Source organism: Rhodococcus sp. MEB032 (genome assembly GCF_030208925.1).
Taxonomy (GTDB): Bacteria; Actinomycetota; Actinomycetes; order Mycobacteriales; family Mycobacteriaceae; genus Rhodococcus_F; species Rhodococcus_F qingshengii.
The window spans coordinates 88,471-105,997 of sequence record NZ_JARVSY010000020.1 but is presented as its reverse complement, the minus strand read 5'-3'; the positions used below and the strand labels follow the sequence as shown (position 1 = coordinate 105,997).

General features: G+C 62.8%; 20 protein-coding genes. 6 read left to right on the top strand and 14 right to left on the bottom strand.

Features of this window, described 5'->3' with window-relative positions; genetic code table 11:
- Position 1: 1 nt before the first annotated feature.
- The 7 genes from secF to QRN54_RS21145 all read right to left on the bottom strand — a co-directional run bounded on the left by secF (position 2) and on the right by QRN54_RS21145 (position 6,763).
- A complete protein-coding gene (secF, locus tag QRN54_RS21175; protein WP_007732958.1) occupies positions 2 to 1,225 on the bottom strand; it encodes a protein translocase subunit SecF in 1,224 nt (407 codons plus the stop codon).
- Positions 1,222 to 2,943: a protein translocase subunit SecD gene (gene secD / locus QRN54_RS21170; RefSeq protein WP_007732956.1), complete on the bottom strand. Its 1,722-nt coding sequence runs from the start codon at positions 2,941 to 2,943 to the stop codon at positions 1,222 to 1,224. Before secD ends, secF begins: the two co-directional genes overlap by 4 nt.
- A gap of 197 nt (positions 2,944 to 3,140) precedes the next feature.
- On the bottom strand, positions 3,141 to 3,488 hold the full coding sequence (yajC, locus tag QRN54_RS21165; protein WP_003943339.1) for a preprotein translocase subunit YajC: 348 nt from the start codon (positions 3,486 to 3,488) through the stop codon (positions 3,141 to 3,143).
- A gap of 138 nt (positions 3,489 to 3,626) precedes the next feature.
- The gene (gene ruvB / locus QRN54_RS21160) at positions 3,627 to 4,724 is read right to left on the bottom strand and encodes a Holliday junction branch migration DNA helicase RuvB (RefSeq protein ID WP_003943304.1); all 1,098 of its coding nucleotides are present in this window, start codon (positions 4,722 to 4,724) and stop codon (positions 3,627 to 3,629) included.
- On the bottom strand, positions 4,721 to 5,320 hold the full coding sequence (gene ruvA / locus QRN54_RS21155; protein ID WP_007732953.1) for a Holliday junction branch migration protein RuvA: 600 nt from the start codon (positions 5,318 to 5,320) through the stop codon (positions 4,721 to 4,723). The genes ruvB and ruvA overlap by 4 nt, the downstream gene beginning before the upstream one ends.
- Entirely contained in the window at positions 5,317 to 5,886 is a 570-nt protein-coding gene (ruvC, locus tag QRN54_RS21150) for a crossover junction endodeoxyribonuclease RuvC (RefSeq protein ID WP_003943325.1), read from the bottom strand. Before ruvC ends, ruvA begins: the two co-directional genes overlap by 4 nt.
- A 124-nt stretch (positions 5,887 to 6,010) precedes the next feature.
- Positions 6,011 to 6,763, bottom strand: coding sequence for a YebC/PmpR family DNA-binding transcriptional regulator (locus tag QRN54_RS21145; RefSeq protein WP_007732951.1), 753 nt, complete (start codon positions 6,761 to 6,763; stop codon positions 6,011 to 6,013).
- A 145-nt stretch (positions 6,764 to 6,908) separates the two neighbouring features.
- Here QRN54_RS21145 and QRN54_RS21140 point away from each other — a divergent pair, with 145 nt between their 5' ends.
- Both QRN54_RS21140 and QRN54_RS21135 read left to right on the top strand, forming a co-directional pair.
- Complete coding sequence (locus QRN54_RS21140; RefSeq protein WP_003943322.1) at positions 6,909 to 7,265, top strand: GntR family transcriptional regulator; 357 nt, start codon at positions 6,909 to 6,911, stop codon at positions 7,263 to 7,265.
- The gene (locus QRN54_RS21135; RefSeq protein WP_285183013.1) at positions 7,262 to 8,182 is read left to right on the top strand and encodes a hypothetical protein; all 921 of its coding nucleotides are present in this window, start codon (positions 7,262 to 7,264) and stop codon (positions 8,180 to 8,182) included. Before QRN54_RS21140 ends, QRN54_RS21135 begins: the two co-directional genes overlap by 4 nt.
- Positions 8,183 to 8,195: 13 nt before the next feature.
- Here QRN54_RS21135 and QRN54_RS21130 read toward each other — a convergent pair whose 3' ends face one another.
- Complete coding sequence (locus tag QRN54_RS21130; protein ID WP_285183012.1) at positions 8,196 to 8,897, bottom strand: GAP family protein; 702 nt, start codon at positions 8,895 to 8,897, stop codon at positions 8,196 to 8,198.
- A gap of 1 nt (position 8,898) precedes the next feature.
- Positions 8,899 to 9,099 (bottom strand): hypothetical protein, encoded by a 201-nt coding sequence (locus tag QRN54_RS21125; protein WP_003943331.1) that lies wholly within the window; start codon positions 9,097 to 9,099, stop codon positions 8,899 to 8,901.
- A 108-nt stretch (positions 9,100 to 9,207) separates the two neighbouring features.
- Here QRN54_RS21125 and QRN54_RS21120 point away from each other — a divergent pair, with 108 nt between their 5' ends.
- The gene (locus QRN54_RS21120; RefSeq protein WP_285183011.1) at positions 9,208 to 10,425 is read left to right on the top strand and encodes a sensor histidine kinase; all 1,218 of its coding nucleotides are present in this window, start codon (positions 9,208 to 9,210) and stop codon (positions 10,423 to 10,425) included.
- On the top strand, positions 10,380 to 11,057 hold the full coding sequence (locus tag QRN54_RS21115) for a response regulator (protein ID WP_270007894.1): 678 nt from the start codon (positions 10,380 to 10,382) through the stop codon (positions 11,055 to 11,057). The genes QRN54_RS21120 and QRN54_RS21115 overlap by 46 nt, the downstream gene beginning before the upstream one ends.
- Before the next feature lie 25 nt (positions 11,058 to 11,082).
- On the opposite strand, the gene pdxT is transcribed toward QRN54_RS21115, so the two are convergent.
- Complete coding sequence (gene pdxT / locus QRN54_RS21110) at positions 11,083 to 11,688, bottom strand: pyridoxal 5'-phosphate synthase glutaminase subunit PdxT (RefSeq protein WP_007732937.1); 606 nt, start codon at positions 11,686 to 11,688, stop codon at positions 11,083 to 11,085.
- Positions 11,688 to 12,557: an acyl-CoA thioesterase II gene (gene tesB, locus QRN54_RS21105; RefSeq protein WP_007732935.1), complete on the bottom strand. Its 870-nt coding sequence runs from the start codon at positions 12,555 to 12,557 to the stop codon at positions 11,688 to 11,690. The genes pdxT and tesB overlap by 1 nt, the downstream gene beginning before the upstream one ends.
- A 79-nt stretch (positions 12,558 to 12,636) precedes the next feature.
- On the opposite strand from tesB, the gene QRN54_RS21100 reads away from it, so the two are divergent.
- A complete protein-coding gene (locus tag QRN54_RS21100; protein ID WP_125052600.1) occupies positions 12,637 to 13,260 on the top strand; it encodes a nucleoside/nucleotide kinase family protein in 624 nt (207 codons plus the stop codon).
- Positions 13,261 to 13,295: 35 nt separating this feature from the next.
- Here the strand turns inward: QRN54_RS21100 and QRN54_RS21095 are convergent, their stop codons facing one another.
- Together QRN54_RS21095 and QRN54_RS21090 are read right to left on the bottom strand one after the other, a co-directional pair.
- The gene (locus tag QRN54_RS21095; RefSeq protein ID WP_003943337.1) at positions 13,296 to 14,117 is read right to left on the bottom strand and encodes an acyl-CoA thioesterase; all 822 of its coding nucleotides are present in this window, start codon (positions 14,115 to 14,117) and stop codon (positions 13,296 to 13,298) included.
- 114 nt (positions 14,118 to 14,231) lie between these two features.
- A complete protein-coding gene (locus QRN54_RS21090) occupies positions 14,232 to 15,740 on the bottom strand; it encodes an HNH endonuclease signature motif containing protein (RefSeq protein WP_285183010.1) in 1,509 nt (502 codons plus the stop codon).
- A gap of 196 nt (positions 15,741 to 15,936) precedes the next feature.
- On the opposite strand from QRN54_RS21090, the gene QRN54_RS21085 reads away from it, so the two are divergent.
- Entirely contained in the window at positions 15,937 to 16,413 is a 477-nt protein-coding gene (locus QRN54_RS21085) for a RidA family protein (protein ID WP_050656607.1), read from the top strand.
- Positions 16,414 to 16,514: 101 nt separating this feature from the next.
- On the opposite strand, the gene pdxS is transcribed toward QRN54_RS21085, so the two are convergent.
- Positions 16,515 to 17,423 carry a pyridoxal 5'-phosphate synthase lyase subunit PdxS gene (gene pdxS / locus QRN54_RS21080; protein ID WP_003943338.1) on the bottom strand — a complete coding sequence of 303 codons (909 nt, stop codon included), beginning with the start codon at positions 17,421 to 17,423 and terminating at the stop codon, positions 16,515 to 16,517.
- Positions 17,424 to 17,527 lie beyond the last annotated feature (104 nt).

The window sequence follows — 17,527 nt, the reverse complement described above, 5'->3', positions numbered from 1 at the left end:
TTCAGTGCCCCTTCTTGTTTCGCTTTCCGGTCGGCCGCGCACCCGGCTGCGGAGCAACCGGCGCACGGCGTGCAACTGGTGCGCCGACGGCAACCGTCTGCGTACCCTTCTCGGCCAGCGTAGCCCGGCGCGAGAGCACCTTACGAGTGTGCGCGGCAACGGGTCCCCAGCGTTCCTTCATCGACACCAGGAGCGGCGTCGCGAAGAAGATCGAGGAGTACGCACCCACGATGATGCCGACGAGCTGAACGAGCGCAAGGTCCTTGAGTGTGCCGACGCCGAGCATCCAGACCGCGACGACCATCAGAGCGATCACCGGGAGCACACTGATGACGGTCGTGTTGATCGATCGCATCAAGGTCTGATTCACCGCGAGGTTGGCCTGCTCGCCGTACGTCCGGCGCGTCAGATGCAGAACACCGCGGGTGTTCTCTTCGACCTTGTCGAACACCACCACGGTGTCGTACAGCGAGAAGCCGAGAATGGTAAGCAAACCGATCACCGTCGCGGGCGTCACCTCGAAACCGACGAGCGAGTAGACGCCGGCAGTGACGATGATGTCGAAGAACAACGCAACGATCGCAGCTACCGCCATGTCCCGCTCGAAGCGGATGGCGATGTAGATACTCACGATCACCAGGAACACAATCAGCGCGATCAGCGCCTTCTTGGTGATCTGGCCGCCCCAGGTTTCACTCACGTCCGCAAAACTGATGGCTTGCGCCGACGGGTTCCCGTTCTTGTCCTTGGGCTGGAACTCGTCGAAGAGAGCCGACTGAAGATCGTTGATCTGCGTCGCGTTCAACGTCTCCGACCGGATCTGCACGGTTGCGCTGGCACCCGAGCCGACTGTCTGCACGCTGACCGGTTCGAACCCGAGTGTGTCGGAGTAGACGGTTTCCACCGCCGACGTCTCGACTCCGCCCTCGGCCGGGAACTGAATGCGTGATCCGCCTTCGAAATCGATACCGAAGGTGAAGCCGCGCAGGATGATGCTCAGCAGCGCAATGGCGACCAGAGCGCCGGTCAGTCCGTAGTAGAAGCGACGCTTGCCGACGACCTCGAACGCACCCGTTCCGGTGTACAACCGCGAGAGCCAGCTGTGCTTGGGCATCGCGCCCTGATCGACGCCTGAGTCAGTGATCTCCGACCGGGCCGCCGCATCGGCGGACTCGGCGGCGGAACTGTTGGTGGACCCCACCGGGGAGTTGTTGGACTCGCTCATGCTCGTGTCTCCTTAGCCGACGCAGCGGCGGCAACCTTACGTTCGCGGGCAACCTCTTGCACTGCGCCGAGACCGTTGACGCTGGGCTTGGACCAGAACGCCGAACGGGACGCCATGCTGACCAGTGGCCACGTCACGAGGAACACGACAATCACGTCGAGAATGGTCGTCAGACCCAAGGTGAAGGCGAAGCCTCGCACCTGTCCGACCGCCAGCACGTACAGAACTGCAGCGGCGATGAAGCTCACCGCGTTGCCGGAAAGAATTGTTCGGCGTGCTCTTGCCCAACCGCGTGGCACCGCCGAGCGGAAGCTACGGCCCTCACGCATTTCGTCCTTGATGCGTTCGAAGAACACGACGAACGAGTCGGCGGTCATACCGATACCGATGATCAGACCAGCCATGCCGGCCAAGTCGAGCGTGAAGCCGATGTATCTGCCGAGCAGAACCATGATCGCGTAGACCATGACTCCGGAGAGAATCAGCGACAACGCCGTCAGGACGCCGAGCATGCGGTAGTAGACGAGGCAGTACAGCAGAACGAGAACGAGACCGACCGCGCCGGCGATCAATGCCGCCTGCAGTGAGGCCAGGCCGAGCGTGGCCGAGACCGTCTCGGCCTCAGAGGCTGCGAACGAGAGCGGAAGCGAACCGTACTTCAGTGTGTTGGCAAGTTCTTTGGCACTCTCGGCAGTGAAACTGCCCGTGATCGAGGTGGCGCTACCCGCAGGCGTTGCACCTTGAATCGTGGGAGCGCTGACGACCTTCGAGTCGAGCGTGAACGCTGCCTGCTTGCCGATGTTGGCTGAAGTGAACTCGGCCCAGGTGTTGCTGCCGGTCGTCTTGAACGAGAGGCTGATCTCGTGGCGCGACTGCTGCGAGTTGAAGACCGAAGACGCGTCGGCAATCTCCTGGCCGTCGATGATCGAAGGACCGAGGAGATAGATGTTCAGTCCGTCTTGCGAGCACGCGACCAGCGGCAGGGTCGGGTCGTCGTTTCCACGGAGCGGATCCGCGACGGAGCAGTCGAGGTTCGCCACTGCTTGCTGCTGCACTGTCGGATCGCTGCTCTGCCGGAGGGCGCGCGCTGCGGCGATTTCCGCTGCTGCTGCGTCGCCTTCGTCGGTGCCGTCGCTCGGCGCGTCCCCGGTGGGGGCCGGAGTCGTTGTCTGCGGCGCGGGCGTTGCCTCGGGAGTAGTCGGGTCCTGAGCCAGGAACGGACGGTTCTGCGGCGTCTGCGTCCCGTCAGCGGGTGCTTCGGGGGCCGGTGCATCAGTGGCCGGAGTTTCGGCCGCCGGCGCCTCAGGCGTAGCTGTCCGATTCGCGTCACGGGTGGCGACGTCGATCGAACCCGTCACCGGGCGGATGTACAGACGAGCGGTCTGGCCGAGCGAGCGAGCCTGCGCACTGTCGTCGCCGGGAACGGTGATGACGAGGTTGTCACCGTCGACAACGACCTCGGAACCGGAAACGCCGAGACCGTTGACGCGGGTCTCGATGATTTCCTGAGCCTGCTTGAGACTGTCCTGACTGGGAGCGCTGCCGTCCGGGGTACGAGCGGTCAACGTGACGCGCGTTCCACCCTGCAGGTCGATGCCGAGCTTCGGCGTGGCCGACTTGTCTCCAGTGAAGAACACCAGGGCATACAGTGCCACTACCAGGACCCCGAAAAGGGCCAGGTAGCGGACCGGATGCACCGTTCCGGTGGAAGGTGCCACGATCTTTAAGTCTCCTCGGTAGGTGCAGAGCTTCAGTAAGTGCACGGCTCGGGTGGTCGACGACCACCCGAGCTGCGGCGTTCGAACTGCAACGATTGATCAACGGGGCGAACTGAGCTGCTGGTGTAAGAGCGGACAAACCGATCTGGACGTGTGTCCGAGTTCACAACTCTAGAACACGTACCAGTTCGACGAAGTCAGGACTCCTTGGTGAGCCGGATTTCGGTGTCGGCAGCAGACTCTTCGATCTCGGAAATCGAGTCGTCGTCGTACTCGTCGGTCTCGGTCGTCTCGACGACGCGCTCACGGATGACCAGACGCGACCAGGTGGTGATGACACCGTCCGCGATCTCGAGGTCCACGGTGTCGTCGTCCAGGGAAGCGATCGTGGCGTAGAGCCCGGCCGTGGTCTGCACCCGATCGCCGACCTGCAGCGAGTCCTGCATCTCGGAAGTCGCGGCCAAGGCCTTCTTCTGCTTGCGCATGCCCAGGAACATGGGCACCAGCAGTGCGAGGATCAAGAGGGGGAAAAGCAAACTCGACATGTGTTGATCAACCTCGGTTGTGTTGCACGTTTTACGCCGCGATGGTCCCGGATGGACCTACGCAATACACCAGTGTGCCATTAGTTGCTGAGGATTCCTGACAGATCGGCCGTTCAAGTAGGCCTTTCCAGTCGAAATTCACTCGCCGTTCGGATCGAACAACGTGGCCTGCGGTTCGTTGACACGAACCTCGATACCGCCCGCTGCGGCATCCGGCGGCGGTGTCATTCCGAGTTGAGTCCAAGCAGCGGCGGTAGCCACACGTCCTCGCGGCGTCCGGGCGATCATTCCGGCCCGGACCAGGAACGGCTCGCACACTTCTTCCACCGTCGACGGTTCCTCGCCGACGGCCACCGCAAGCGTCGACACGCCGACGGGCCCGCCGCCGAACGAACGCACCAAAGCACTCAGTACCGAACGGTCGAGACGGTCCAAGCCCAACTGGTCCACGTCGTAGACGGCCAAGGCCGCCTGAGCGACGTCCATGGTGACGATTCCGTCGGCGCGCACCTCGGCGAAGTCGCGAACCCGGCGCAGCAATCGGTTCGCGATACGCGGTGTCCCCCGCGAGCGTCGTGCGATTTCGGCACCGGCATCGACTTCGAGATCGACGCCCAGAATTCCGGCCGAACGCATCAGAATCTGTTGCAGCTCTTCGGGTTCGTAGAAATCCATGTGAGCGGTGAACCCGAAGCGGTCGCGCAACGGACCGGTCAGCGCACCCGACCGCGTAGTCGCACCGACCAGCGTGAACGGTGCAACCTCCAGAGGAATCGACGTGGCGCCCGGCCCCTTACCGACGACGACGTCGACACGGAAGTCTTCCATGGCCAGGTACAACATCTCCTCGGCCGGACGAGCGATTCGGTGAATCTCGTCGATGAACAACACATCGCCCTCGACGAGGTTGCTCAGCATCGCAGCCAGGTCTCCGGCGCGTTCGAGCGCCGGTCCGGACGTCAACCGCAGAGAAGAGCCCAACTCCCCCGCGATGATCATCGCCATCGACGTCTTGCCGAGCCCGGGGGGACCGGACATCAGGATGTGATCAGGCGTGCTGCCGCGAAGTTTTGCTCCGGTGAGCACGAGCTGCAGTTGTTCGCGAACACGAGGTTGACCGATGAAGTCGTCGAGACTCTTGGGGCGCAGACTCGCTTCGACATCACCGTCTCCCGCCACCAATTCGGCAGAGACCTGCGACTCGTCGTCGAAATCGTCGATCGGGTCGAAGTTCATCGAGTCTTACCGAGCAGCGACAGAGCGGAACGCAGTGCGACCGACGTGGTGGCCTCGGGCGATTCCGCCAGAACCGAATCCGTGGCCTGCTCTGCCTGCTTGATCGGGAAGCCCAGACCTTCGAGAGCCTCGACGATCTGATCACGGATCGAGCTGCCGACGACGACACCGGACGCCGCGCCGGCCGTCGTCGCGACGGCGTCGACCTTGTCGCGCAGTTCGACAACCATGCGCTCGGCGCCGCGTTTTCCGATACCGGGCACCCTCGTCAACGCCGTCAGGTTGCCTTCCGAGAGCGCCCGCCGCAGCGCGTCCGGTTCGAGAACTGCGAGAGTTGCCATCGCCAGGCGCGGTCCGACTCCGGAAACCGTCTGCAGGAGGCTGAACAGGTCCTTCGACTCGGTATCGGAAAAACCGTACAGCGTCATCGAGTCTTCGCGAACGATCATCGTCGTGAACAGTCGCGCTTCGCTTCCCCGGTGCAGCGCACCGAGAGTCACCGGGGTGGCATTGACCCGATAGCCGACACCTGATGCTTCGATGACCGCGTGATCGAGCGCAATATCGAGTACCTCGCCGCGTACCGACGCGATCATCGTGAACCTGCCTTCTTCGTCTCGGCCAATTTTGCCTGATACTTACGCATTTGTTCAGCGGCCATCGCCTCGGCGCGGGCCATCCGCTCGATCATCGGTGCTCGCCAGCAGTGACAGATCGCCAGCGCCAGAGCGTCGGCAGCGTCAGCAGGTTTCGGCGCCGTCTTCAAATTCAGAATTCGCGTCACCATCGCAGTGACCTGCGCCTTGTCGGCGTTACCGCTGCCGGTGACGGCGGCCTTCACCTCGCTGGGCGTGTGGAAACACACCGGAATGCCGCGTCTGGCGGCAGCGAGCGCGACAACTCCGCCTGCTTGCGCCGTCCCCATCGCGGTACTGACGTTGTGCTGCGCGAACACGCGCTCGATCGCGACCACCTCCGGCTTGTACTGCTCGATCCACAGTTCAGCCGCATCGGAGATCCGCAGAAGCCGAGAACCGAGGTCCATCTCGGCCGGAGTCCGCACCACGTCGACCGCAATGGGGCGCACTTTCCTGCCGTTGCTCCCGTCGACCACTCCCAACCCGCAGCGAGTCAAGCCTGGGTCCACTCCGAGCACGCGCACTTGTCACACCTCTCCATACCGAACAGCTGTTCGATAGCTTAGCGGTGCGCGGGACTACTACCCCGCATCAACACGCAACCCGGCCCGGACGCGGACGTCAGGACCGGGTTGAGTTGAAAAACAATCAGTCTTCGAGAGCCGCGAGAACCTCGTCGGAAAGATCGATGTTGGTGTAGACGTTCTGCACGTCGTCAGAATCTTCGAGCGCGTCGACGAGCTTGAAGATCTTGCGTGCGCCGTCGACATCCAAGGGAACCTCGACGGAAGCGCGGAAATCGGCTTCAGCGGAGTCGTAGTCGATGCCGGCTTCCTGAAGTGCCGACCGTACGGCAACCAGATCCTGTGGCTCACTGACGATTTCGAAGGTTTCACCGAGATCGGTGACTTCCTCGGCACCGGCGTCGAGCACAGCCATCAGGACGTCGTCCTCCGACTGGCCGTTCTTCTCGAGCGTGACGACACCCTTGCGAGCAAACAGGTAGGAGACGGAACCCGGGTCAGCGAGGTTGCCACCGTTACGGGTCATCGCGGTGCGAACTTCACCGGCTGCGCGGTTGCGGTTGTCGGTGAGGCACTCGATCAGAACGGCGACGCCGTTGGGTCCGTAGCCCTCGTACATGATGGTCTGCCAGTCTGCGCCGCCCGCTTCTTCACCGGCGCCGCGCTTGCGCGCACGCTCGATGTTGTCATTGGGAACAGACGTCTTCTTCGCCTTCTGGATGGCGTCGTACAAGGTGGGGTTGCCCGTGGGATCGCCACCGCCGGTTCGTGCCGCCACCTCGATGTTCTTGATCAGCTTCGCGAAGGATTTGCCACGACGTGCGTCGATCACAGCCTTCTTGTGCTTGGTGGTGGCCCATTTTGAGTGGCCGCTCATGCGATTCAAGCCCCTTTCCTGCTGCGTTGCGCACGCCGAATGCGCGTCTTTCAGCTCTGCCGATGTTACCCGTCCCACGTCACAACTCGCTGCATCCCCCGACACGAATTAGTCAAACCGCGCATTGTTTGCATAGAATGCAAACATGTTGGTCCGAATAGATCACGCCTCCACAACTCCACTCGCGGAGCAGATTGCAGCCGGGGTTCGTGGCTCGGTCATCCGCGGTGAGATCGGACCAGGTGACCGCCTGCCGTCCGCTCGCGCTCTCGCCGAGTCGATCGACGTCAATCTCCACACGGTTCTTCGTGCGTACGCAACACTCCGCGACGAAGGCCTGATCGACCTCCGACGCGGACGTGGCGCCGTCATTCGCGCCGAATTCGACTCGGGAAGAACAGCTCTCAACGAATCTGCGCGCGAGTTCGTACGGCAGGCCCGAAATCTCGGACTCGACACTGCGCACATGCTCGACCTCATCAAGGAGACCAGCACACAATGACGACCAGCAAGATCCGACTCTGGACAGCAGCTTCGCTGACTCTGATCCCGACCCTGATCCTGGTTCTCGCACGCTTCGCGTGGGGTGACCGCCTACCCGAGACCGTCGCGAGCCATTGGTCCGGATCGACCCCGGACGGCTTCAGCACCACGACGACGTTTTTCGCCATCGCGCTGGTGATTTCTCTGGTGGCTGTCGTTTGCGCCTGTGTCGTCGCGGCCCGTTCGAGCGACAACGCGCCCTTGTTTCTCGCCGTAACCTCGATCTCGAGTGCGACACTGGCGACGATCTGGATTCTGAGCGTCGCCCTGACGATCGACGCCGGGTCGCCGGAAGCCGCGCGTATCGGCTGGTGGATTCTTGCGCCGATCGCGGCGGTACTCGTAGGAGTTCTGGCATACGCGCTGCCTGACCCGCAACGAAGCGGCCCGGAGTCGCCACTGCCGACCCCGACGCTCGACACTCCGCTGACGGCCTCCGAACGTGCAGTGTGGGTCGGGCAGGTCCGCAGCGTCTGGCCGTGGATCGTTACCGCCGGCCTCGTAGTTCTCGTGATCGCGACTGCCGCGTACTCGGATTGGTGGGTTGCCGTGATCCTGGGTGTGTCCACCCTCGCCGTCACAGCATTCGCGTCGGTCACCGTGCGCGTCGACCGTCACGGTGTCGGCATCAGTTCCTGGGGCGTTCGATGGAAGAAGATCCCCATCTCGAAGGTGAAGTCCGCATCGGTCGACGCGATACGTCCAGCCGAATGGGGCGGATGGGGTTACCGAATGACACCGCGCGGAACAGCCGTCACTCTCCGCTCGGGTGAGGCCATCGTGGTCACTCTCGAGAGCGGACGACTGTTCGCCGTAACCGTCGATCACCCGGAAGACGGTGTGAAGCTGATCAATTCGTTGGTTCAGGCTGGTTGATTCACGAACAACGTCAATTCACGAACAACACGGCAGCGGCATTGCCGGCGAGGTAGAAACCGGCAATGCCGAATACCCAACCCATTGCGCTGTCGCCGTAGCGAGACATCAGCGAGTCCACTCGGCGCAGCGGCTTGTCCAGTCGGTCGCCGGCCACGATCCGCCCACACAACAGAAGGACTGCCGGAGTGGCCATGATCAGGCAGTATCCGGCAAGTATCGACGCAGACGTGAATGAGGACAGCCCAGCAGCGGTGATCATCGCGATCGCCGCCAAGTAGGGCAGCATCGTCACCAATTCGGCGGTTCCGGCAGCAATCGCCAGAAGTACAACACTTCTCGCGGAACTGGCCGAGCCGAGCACCCGCTCTCGCCAAACATGGGTTCGATCGGCCTGACCGGATGTGCGTCTCTTCTCGGAATCGAATCGAAAGCCCCACGCGAACAACGCGATACCGAGAATCAACTGCGCAACGCGGGCGGCGGGGGTGTCGAGTAGCGGGGCGACGACTGGCATGCCTACCCGTGCCGTCGTCCAGACGGCCACCCCGACAACAAAATAGAACGTCGTGATGACCACCAGATACGTCAGTAGCCTGCGAACCTGCGGTCGTCCCGGCATCAACAACATCCAGACCGGGACGACCAATGTTCCGATGCTCGTACTGTCCAGCAGGGCGAGCCCGCCCAGCGTGGTGAGCAGGACGAGTTCCACCTCAGTCGTTTCGGCGCTCGGGTATCGCTGTCTCCCTCGTTCGGACTGCATTCACGATGTCGAAGGCACCGATGATCGCGAGGATCACGCCGAGTGGTCCGCCGCGAAACCAGAAGAACTCGGCGTCACGCGCGAACAGCCACAGACAGCCGCCACCGACGACCAAGAGAATGCCGATCATCAACTCGAAGCGAATTTTCATACGTCGAGCCTGTCTTCTCTATCGAATCCGCACATCAGCCATCGGAACAACGCCGACCTCATCATTTGGTATGACAAGTCAGACGCCCCGATGTGCTCTGATAAGTCTGTGGTGACCAGAAGTCGGAGTGTCGGCAAGTGGAACGATCCGCTCATCGCTTTCGGCCTGTTCGCGATCGGGGTACTCCTCTACCTGGTCGGCCTGTACCAAATGTGGACCGATGTCGGAGGTGTCGCCGACGTTCCCGCCGGGGTACGGATCGGGATGCTGGCTCTGCTGTGTGCGATCGACTCGTTCCGGCGGGTGCGTCCGGCAACAGCTTTGGCGGCGGGGGCCGTCATCGTCGCGGTCGACGCTGCCCTGGGACCCACTCTGCCGATGTGGCTGGTCCTCTCGGATCTCACCTACGCCGCAGTTCTGTACGGGACGGCGCGGCTGGGCCGAGTGGTGTGTTCTCTGACCGCGGTGACGGTTGCCGCGCTCACCGCACTCGTCTACCTGTCCACCCAGGACGTCCGCGCTGCGGCTGGGGCAGGCGTCGTGACGGCACTGTTCTTCGGTACACCGGTGTGGTGGGCACTGGTCATCCGTCGACAAGTCGAACTGACCGAGGCCGAACGCGAGCGTTCCAGAGTCCACGAAGCACTCGCCGCTCTGGACCGCGAGGCCGCGGTCGCTCACGAACGCGCGACCATGGCGCGCGATCTGCACGACGTGATCGCAAGCCACCTCTCCGCCATCGCCATCCACTCGGAGGCGGCACTGTCCACCTCAGCTCTCTCCGCTGAACGGGGTGAACCCGACGACGGTTTGCGGGAGATGATCGGGGCGATCAGATCAAGTAGTCTCGCGGGCCTTTCCGAGATGCGGTCGATGATCGAACTGCTCCACGCCGGGGACGACGAGACCCCGGACCCGCGTTCCTCTCCCCCGAGGCTGACCGAGTTACCCGTAGTCCTGGATGCAGTTCGGGCAGCCGGCGCCGCGGTGCACGTTGCGATCGACATCGATACTGCCGACCTGCCGAGCGTGGTCGATCACACGGCGTACCGGATCACCCAGGAGGCGTTGACCAATGCGCTCAAGCATGCGCCTGGTGCACCGATCTCGATGTCGATCTCTCTCCAGCACAATGCATTACAGATCGAGATCCGAAACCCCGTCGGTCGCGACACATCCAGTTTTCGGGCGGGAACGCACGGACTTGCAAACATGCGTCACCGCGCCGAACTGCTGGGCGGTTCACTCGACGCACTTCCGGTCGACGGAGAATGGACGGTATGCGCACAGATACCGGTCCCCGCGCCGAACGGAACGGATCGGTGATCACCGTCGCCCTGGTCGACGACCACGCCGCGATCCGCTCCGGCCTGGCGATGATCCTGCGGCAGCACGACGACATCGATGTCGTTGCAGAAGCCGGTGACGGAGCGTCGGCGATCACCGTCACCCGCACGCATCAACCCGACGTCGTGCTGATGGACATCCGGATGCCAGGCACCGACGGCATCGAGGCGACGCGTCAGATCATCGGGACGACCCGCAGCCGGGTTCTGGTGTTGACCACCTTCGACCTCGACGAATACGTCTTCGCGGCCCTGCGCGCCGGTGCGTCGGGATTCCTGCTCAAGACTGCGACAGCGGACGAACTGACCCGCGCTATCCGCAATGTCGCAGCCGGAGATGCAGTGCTCGCTCCTCGTGCGGCGCGTGCACTGATCGGCGAGTTCGTGCAGCGCGCACCCAAACCCACCGAACCGCTGGGATTGAGCGAGCTCACCGACCGTGAACGCGAGGTCCTCGCGCTGTTGGGGACGGGTATGTCCAACGCCGAACTGTCGCGTGAACTCGGAGTCGGTGCTCCGACGGTGAAGTCGCACGTGTCGCGAGTTCTGTCGAAGTTGCACCTCACCTCACGCGTCCAGGCGGCGATCCTTGCCCGCGAACTGGAGCTGTAGGTTCGGCCGAGGCTGACTACTCCAGTTATCCGCGAACCAGATCGACGAACATCTCGTGCACTCGACGGTCCCCGGTAACCTCGGGATGGAAAGAAGTGGCGATCACCGAGCCCTGCCGAACCGCGACGATCCGGCCTGCGGCCTCCCCCGCGGCGGCGGGAACCTGCGCAAGGACCTCAACGCCCGGCCCAACTCGCTCCACCCACGGCGCGCGGATGAAGACGGCGCGAATGGGATCACCGATGATGCCCTCGAACTCCAGGTCGGACTCGAAAGAATCGACCTGCCGACCGAAAGCGTTGCGGCGCACCGTCATGTCGATGGCGCCGAGATGCTCGGCGTCCGGCCGGGTGTCTAGTACCTCGCTCGCCAGCAGAATCATGCCCGCACACGATCCGTAGGCCGGCAGCCCGCCGCGGAGTCGCTCACGAAGCGGTTCCAGCAGCTCGAATACCTGCAGAAGCCGGCTCATCGTGGTGGATTCGCCACCGGGGATCACGATGCCGTCGACCTTGTCGAGTTCCTCCGGGCGCCGGATACCCACCGCATCCGCTCCCGAATCATCGAGTGCGGCAAGGTGTTCGCGAACATCACCTTGGAGGGCGAGTACACCGATCAACGGACGCGTCATCACACAGTTCCTGTCTTGTTCTCACGGCTGTTCTTGCTCTCATGGCTGTCGGGTTCGCGTTCGAGACGCGTCAAACCCTCCTGAACCACCGCTGCCACCATGTTGCCATCGCGATCGTAGATACGCCCCTGAGTGAGCGCGCGACCAAAACCTGCCGACGGCGACGTCTGGTCGTAGAGCAACCACTCGTCGGCCCGGAACGGACGCAGGAACCACATCGCGTGATCGAGCGAAGCAGTCTGCGTCTTCACGCCGCGGTGCGGGACTTTGGAAGTTCCGAGCAGGGTCATGTCACTGAGGTACGCGAGGGTGCAGATGTGCAGCAGCGGACGATCCGGCAGAGCCTCGCGGTAGCGCATCCACACGCGTTGTTGCGCAGCGAGATCCGGCGCTGACGCGCTCTGCTCAGCGGGCACAATTCTGATGTCCCAGTTCTTCCACTCCTGATAGAACTGCGATTCAGCCAACTTCGGAACGGTCTGCGCGTCCGGCAAGTCCTCCGGCGCCGGAACGGAGGGCATCCGGTCCTGGTGCTCGATACCTTCGTCGTCGACGTGGAACGAGGCCGACATCGTGAAGATCGTCTTGCCGTCCTGAACTGCATTCACCCGGCGGGTGCAGAACGAGCGCCCGTCGCGGATGCGGTCCACCAGGTAGACCGTCGGAATCTTCGGATTGCCCGGGCGCAGGAAATATCCGTGCAACGAGTGCACGTGGTAGCTCTCGTCAACGGTGCTCACGGCAGAAACCAACGACTGCCCGGCAACCTGCCCGCCGAACGTCCGTTGAAGTGCGGTGGGATGGACCGCACCACGGAAGATGTCCTTCTCCAGGTGTTCGAGCGCGAGGATCTCCTCGATACCAACCATGAGTCCTCCGAAAACATAGACCGCCGCACTGGGCGCGATGACGGTTCACAATATCGCCTCGGCGAGCGGGCACGGCACCATGGTGGGCGTGAGTACATTCATCCCGTCCAGTCCCCTCGCCTTGGCCGAGCAGATTGCAACGCTTAGCGGATCGTTTCCGTCGGTGGCGGTAGTAGCGATCGACGGACCTGATTGTGCACAGCCGTCTCGGCTCGCGGATCTGGTTGGCACCGCCCTCGAGTCGCGCGACAGGCCGAGTGCTGTTGTGTCACTGCACGACTACGTACGGCCGGCTTCGCTGCGATACGAGTTCGGCCACGAGGATGCGCTGAGTTACCGCACTATCTGGTTCGACTATCGGGCACTCGATCGTGAAGTGATCACCGCAGCCCGCACCAAACGGGCGTTCTTGCCGAAACTCTGGGACGAACCCACCGATCGATCGGCTCGTTCGACCCGTATCCCCGTCCATGAGCGCGCGGTCATCGTGATCGCCGGTCCGATGTTGCTCGGGCGCGGGCTGGAGTTCGACGTCAGCGTCCGCCTGGACATGAGCGAACCTGCCATGCGGCGGCACACACCGGAGGCAGATCTGTGGACCGTCGAGGCACTCCTCGAACACCGATCAGAAGTGTCCGAGGAGGTCGATTTCGAGGTCAGATACGACCATCCGGCCCGGCCTGCGGTGCGGTCTCGCCAGTGAAGGTCTCACTGCGATTGATCTCACGTCGGCCGACCTCACTTCGGGCGATACAACCTGGTCAGACCCTCCTGGACGACTGCAGCAACCATATTTCCTCGGCTGTCGAAGATTCGTCCCTGCGTCAGTGCGCGACCGAAGCCCGCTGACGGCGACGTCTGGTCGTACAACAGCCACTCGTCGGCGCGGAACGGCCGCAGGAACCACATGGCGTGATCGAGCGAAGCGCTTTGCATGGCCACGTCCATGTGGGGGCCGCGAGAAGATCCGAGCAGCGTCATGTCGCTCATGTAGGCAAGCGTGCACACGTGAAATACCGGGTCGTCCGGGAGTGCCTCGCGGGAACGGAACCACACTTGCTGCTGCGCGGCAGCGCCCGGACGTTTGTCGATGTCGGCCTTCGGCACCATTCGAAGGTCCCAATCGGACCACTCACGCGCCAGCCACGCAGTCTCGGGATCCTCCGAATCCTGGGCGATGGCCAAGGTCTCGGGGTCAGGAACGGGTGGCATCTCGTCCTGGTGCTCGATGCCTTCGTCTTGGACGTGGAAGGACGCCGACATCGTGAAAATGGCTTGCCCGTCTTGAATTCCGGTGACCAAGCGGGTCGCGAACGATCGACCGTCCCGAACACGATCAACCAGAAAAACCGTCGGCTCCATCGGATTTCCCGGACGCAGGAAATATCCGTGCAACGAATGAACCGAGTAGGCCGGATCGACCGTGCGTACCGCCGACACCAATGCCTGTCCGGCGACCTGGCCGCCGAAAGTGCGGGTCAGGGTGGTCTCCGCGATGATTCCTCGAAAGATGTCCCGCTCGAGGCGTTCCAACTCCAGAATTTCTTCGATCCTCGCCATCGATGCTCCACATCTTCCCGTGTACCGACGTCTACCGACCTTCACACAATGCCTGACGCACCCCCGGCCACCAAAGTGGGCATCCGAAAACACTGAGCGACGGGGCGCATCGACTCAGAATGGCGGTGGATCGTCTCCGCCGTCGAAGGTCCTCCTCTGTGCCTTCTTCATCCGCCGGTGCATCCGTATCCGCTGACGCCGGCGTTCCCCCCACACACGTGCGGCCTTGTTCTCCAGACGTGTGCGCCGACGCCGACCACCCTCGGGCAGCACAGGCTCGAGCATTCCCGCCAGCAGACCTGACGGCCTAGTTCGGTAGCAATGTCCGGTCGGCGAGGTCAGCATGACACTCCGGTCCGGGTTCGAGATATGCAACCACTGACCGGAATGCTTGAGGCGGTGATGGTTTCGACAATACGCACTCAGATTCGACGCCACGGTCTTTCCACCACAAGTGGGATCGCGATGATCAAAGGGCTTAGTGTGATCAAGATCTGAATTCCATGCAGCGACATCGCAGTGCAACCACTGGCAGCTTCCTGCGATCACCCGCACCCAGGTGTCGAGGACAGCGCCGGGGCGGTAGACCGACGCCGAAGGAACAACGGGCGGAGGTACTGGCTCGCCCTCACCGGAAGACTCGAGCGCGGCATCGGCTGGTACCTTCACCTTCCGAATCAGCGCACCCGCGGCGATGTCACGCGCATGCTCTGCACTGATCACTCCATAACCGTCGAGGTGAGCGGGTTCGTCTGCACCTGGTGCGTCACCGCCCTGAAGCGTTGATTCCAGCATGACCACGTGAACCAACGGCCGACGCACCACCACAATCCCGCTTCGATCTTGTGGGCACTCGTCCCGGCCGCAATCGCACGGCAGAATCGTCGACCCGGATACCAACGCTCCCAATGCGTCAGCTCGTCGTTGCTCGTACTTACGGGAATCGTGTCGACACACCGACATTGCCAACTCCCGCAACCGACGGTCGAAAGCCCGTGCTTCCTCCGCCGGAATACTCCCCAATATCCGCGCCATTCCGTCCTCGGCAGCGCTCACACCCACGAACCGATCAGCCAGGGCGCGGCGTCGACGTTCGCGTATTCCCTCGGGATCCACCACGGCGACGATCCGGTCGATAGCCGCTGTCAATCGGCGACCCGTCAAGCCGGTACCGCCAGGCATCGGTGGCGCCGAGATCTTTTCGAGGAGTTGCCGTTCCACCTCGTCGATCAAATCGTCGGCTACGTTGGCCGTAGCGGAGTCGATCAATCCGACCCGATACAGATCCAGTTCTCCGCGCGCCATTGCGGCACGCGTGCGATGGAGGCGAGTCTTGAGAGAAAAGCCGAGACCGATCAACTTTCCCGCTGCGGCACGGCCCATGGTCAATGCCGCGCCGAGCTCGGCCTCAGCCAGTTCGTGAGCGGTAGACGACCAAGCACCGTTATCAGTGTGGTCAGCGCTGCGACGCTCGAAAAACTCGGCAATGGCAGCCAGTTTCCGTTCCACGAGCATCGATTCGCGCGCATGCAGATCGGCGATGAGATCGATGAGGGCGCAGTCGGATTCAGCACCGGACAGCTGCGCTGCGGTACCCGAACTTCCTACTCCGTCATCGAACATTCCTCAACATTATTCGAATGTACGTTCGATATCCATGATTTCCAGGAATCAGTCCGAACAATCCCGATTGACCGAAAATCCACGGCCAATATCACCAAAAGTGATGGGGTGGGCGCAAATACGACTTGGACTTGCAGACACCGACGATGACAGACTCGAACACCATTCCCGGACAAAAGAACCCATTGAGGAACCGATGAACGACGCAAGTACCTGGACCGCACGACTCGCCGCACTCGACCTGACGCTCCCGCCTGTTGCCACCCCCGCAGGCTCATACCTCCCCGCCGTTCAGACGGGGTCATACGTCTACACGTCGGGGCAATTGCCGCTCGTCGACGGCACTACGACGTGCATCGGTAAGTTGGGCGAGGGCGTCTCCGTCGAAGACGCCGCCCAGGCGGCGCGGTTGTGCACTCTCAACGGACTCGCGGCAGTCGATGCCTTAGTCGGGCTCGATCGCATCGTTCGGGTCGTCAAGGTCGTTGGATTTGTTGCTTCCGGATCGGGATTTTCGCAGCAACCCCAGGTGATCAACGGTGCGTCCGACCTGCTGGCCGAGATCTTCGGTTCGGCTGGACAACACGCCCGCTCAGCGATCGGCGTCGCCGAACTACCCCGAAACAGTGCCGTCGAGGTCGAGTTCGTGTTCGAGGTATCGGACAGCATCTGATCGGTCTGCCACACCCCGAAGGGGCGGCGGTTGCCAACGCAACCGCCGCCCCTTCGTCTGTGAGGACTTTCAGGCACTGGGCCCGGTCGTCGAACCTGCTGTCACCAACCGCGCTCTGCGAGGCGGTGTCCGACAGGCAGGTCGTCGACGTTGATGCCGACCATTGCCTCGCCGAGTCCGCGCGAGACCTTGGCGAGCACGTCCGGGTCGTCGTAGAACGTGGTGGCCTTGACGATTGCCTCGGCGCGCTGCTTCGGATTGCCGGACTTGAAGATGCCCGATCCGACGAAGACGCCCTCGGCGCCGAGCTGCATCATCATGGCAGCGTCTGCCGGGGTGGCGATGCCGCCGGCGGTGAACATGGTGACCGGCAGCTTGCCGGCCTTGGCGACCTCGACGACCAGTTCGTAGGGGGCCTGCAGTTCCTTGGCGGCTACGTACAGTTCGTCTTCGCTCAGCGAGGTCAACCGGCGGATCTCGCCGCGGATGGTGCGCATGTGGGTGGTGGCGTTGGAGACGTCTCCGGTGCCTGCTTCACCCTTCGAGCGGATCATGGCCGCGCCTTCGTTGATGCGACGGAGCGCTTCGCCGAGGTTGGTGGCGCCACAGACGAAGGGAGCGGTGAACTTCCACTTGTCGATGTGGTTGGCGTAGTCGGCCGGGGTCAGGACCTCGGACTCGTCGATGTAGTCGACGCCGAGGCTCTGCAGGATCTGCGCTTCGACGAAGTGACCGATGCGTGCCTTCGCCATGACGGGGATGCTGACGGTGGAGATGATGCTGTCGATCATGTCCGGGTCACTCATGCGCGAGACGCCGCCCTGTGCGCGAATGTCTGCGGGGACCCGCTCGAGTGCCATGACGGCGACGGCGCCGGCGTCTTCGGCGATCTTGGCCTGCTCAGCGGTGACCACGTCCATGATCACACCGCCCTTGAGCATTTCAGCCATGCCGCGCTTGACGCGGGCGGTGCCGATGGCGGTGGTGGGGGCAGAGTCGGGGGTGCTCACAGCAAACTCCTGCAGTAGTGGCGTGACGAAAGAAACAAGGCACGGCGAACACACGAGTTCATTCGCGCGGAGGCCTCTGGCCAGAACTCTAGGACGAACCGGCC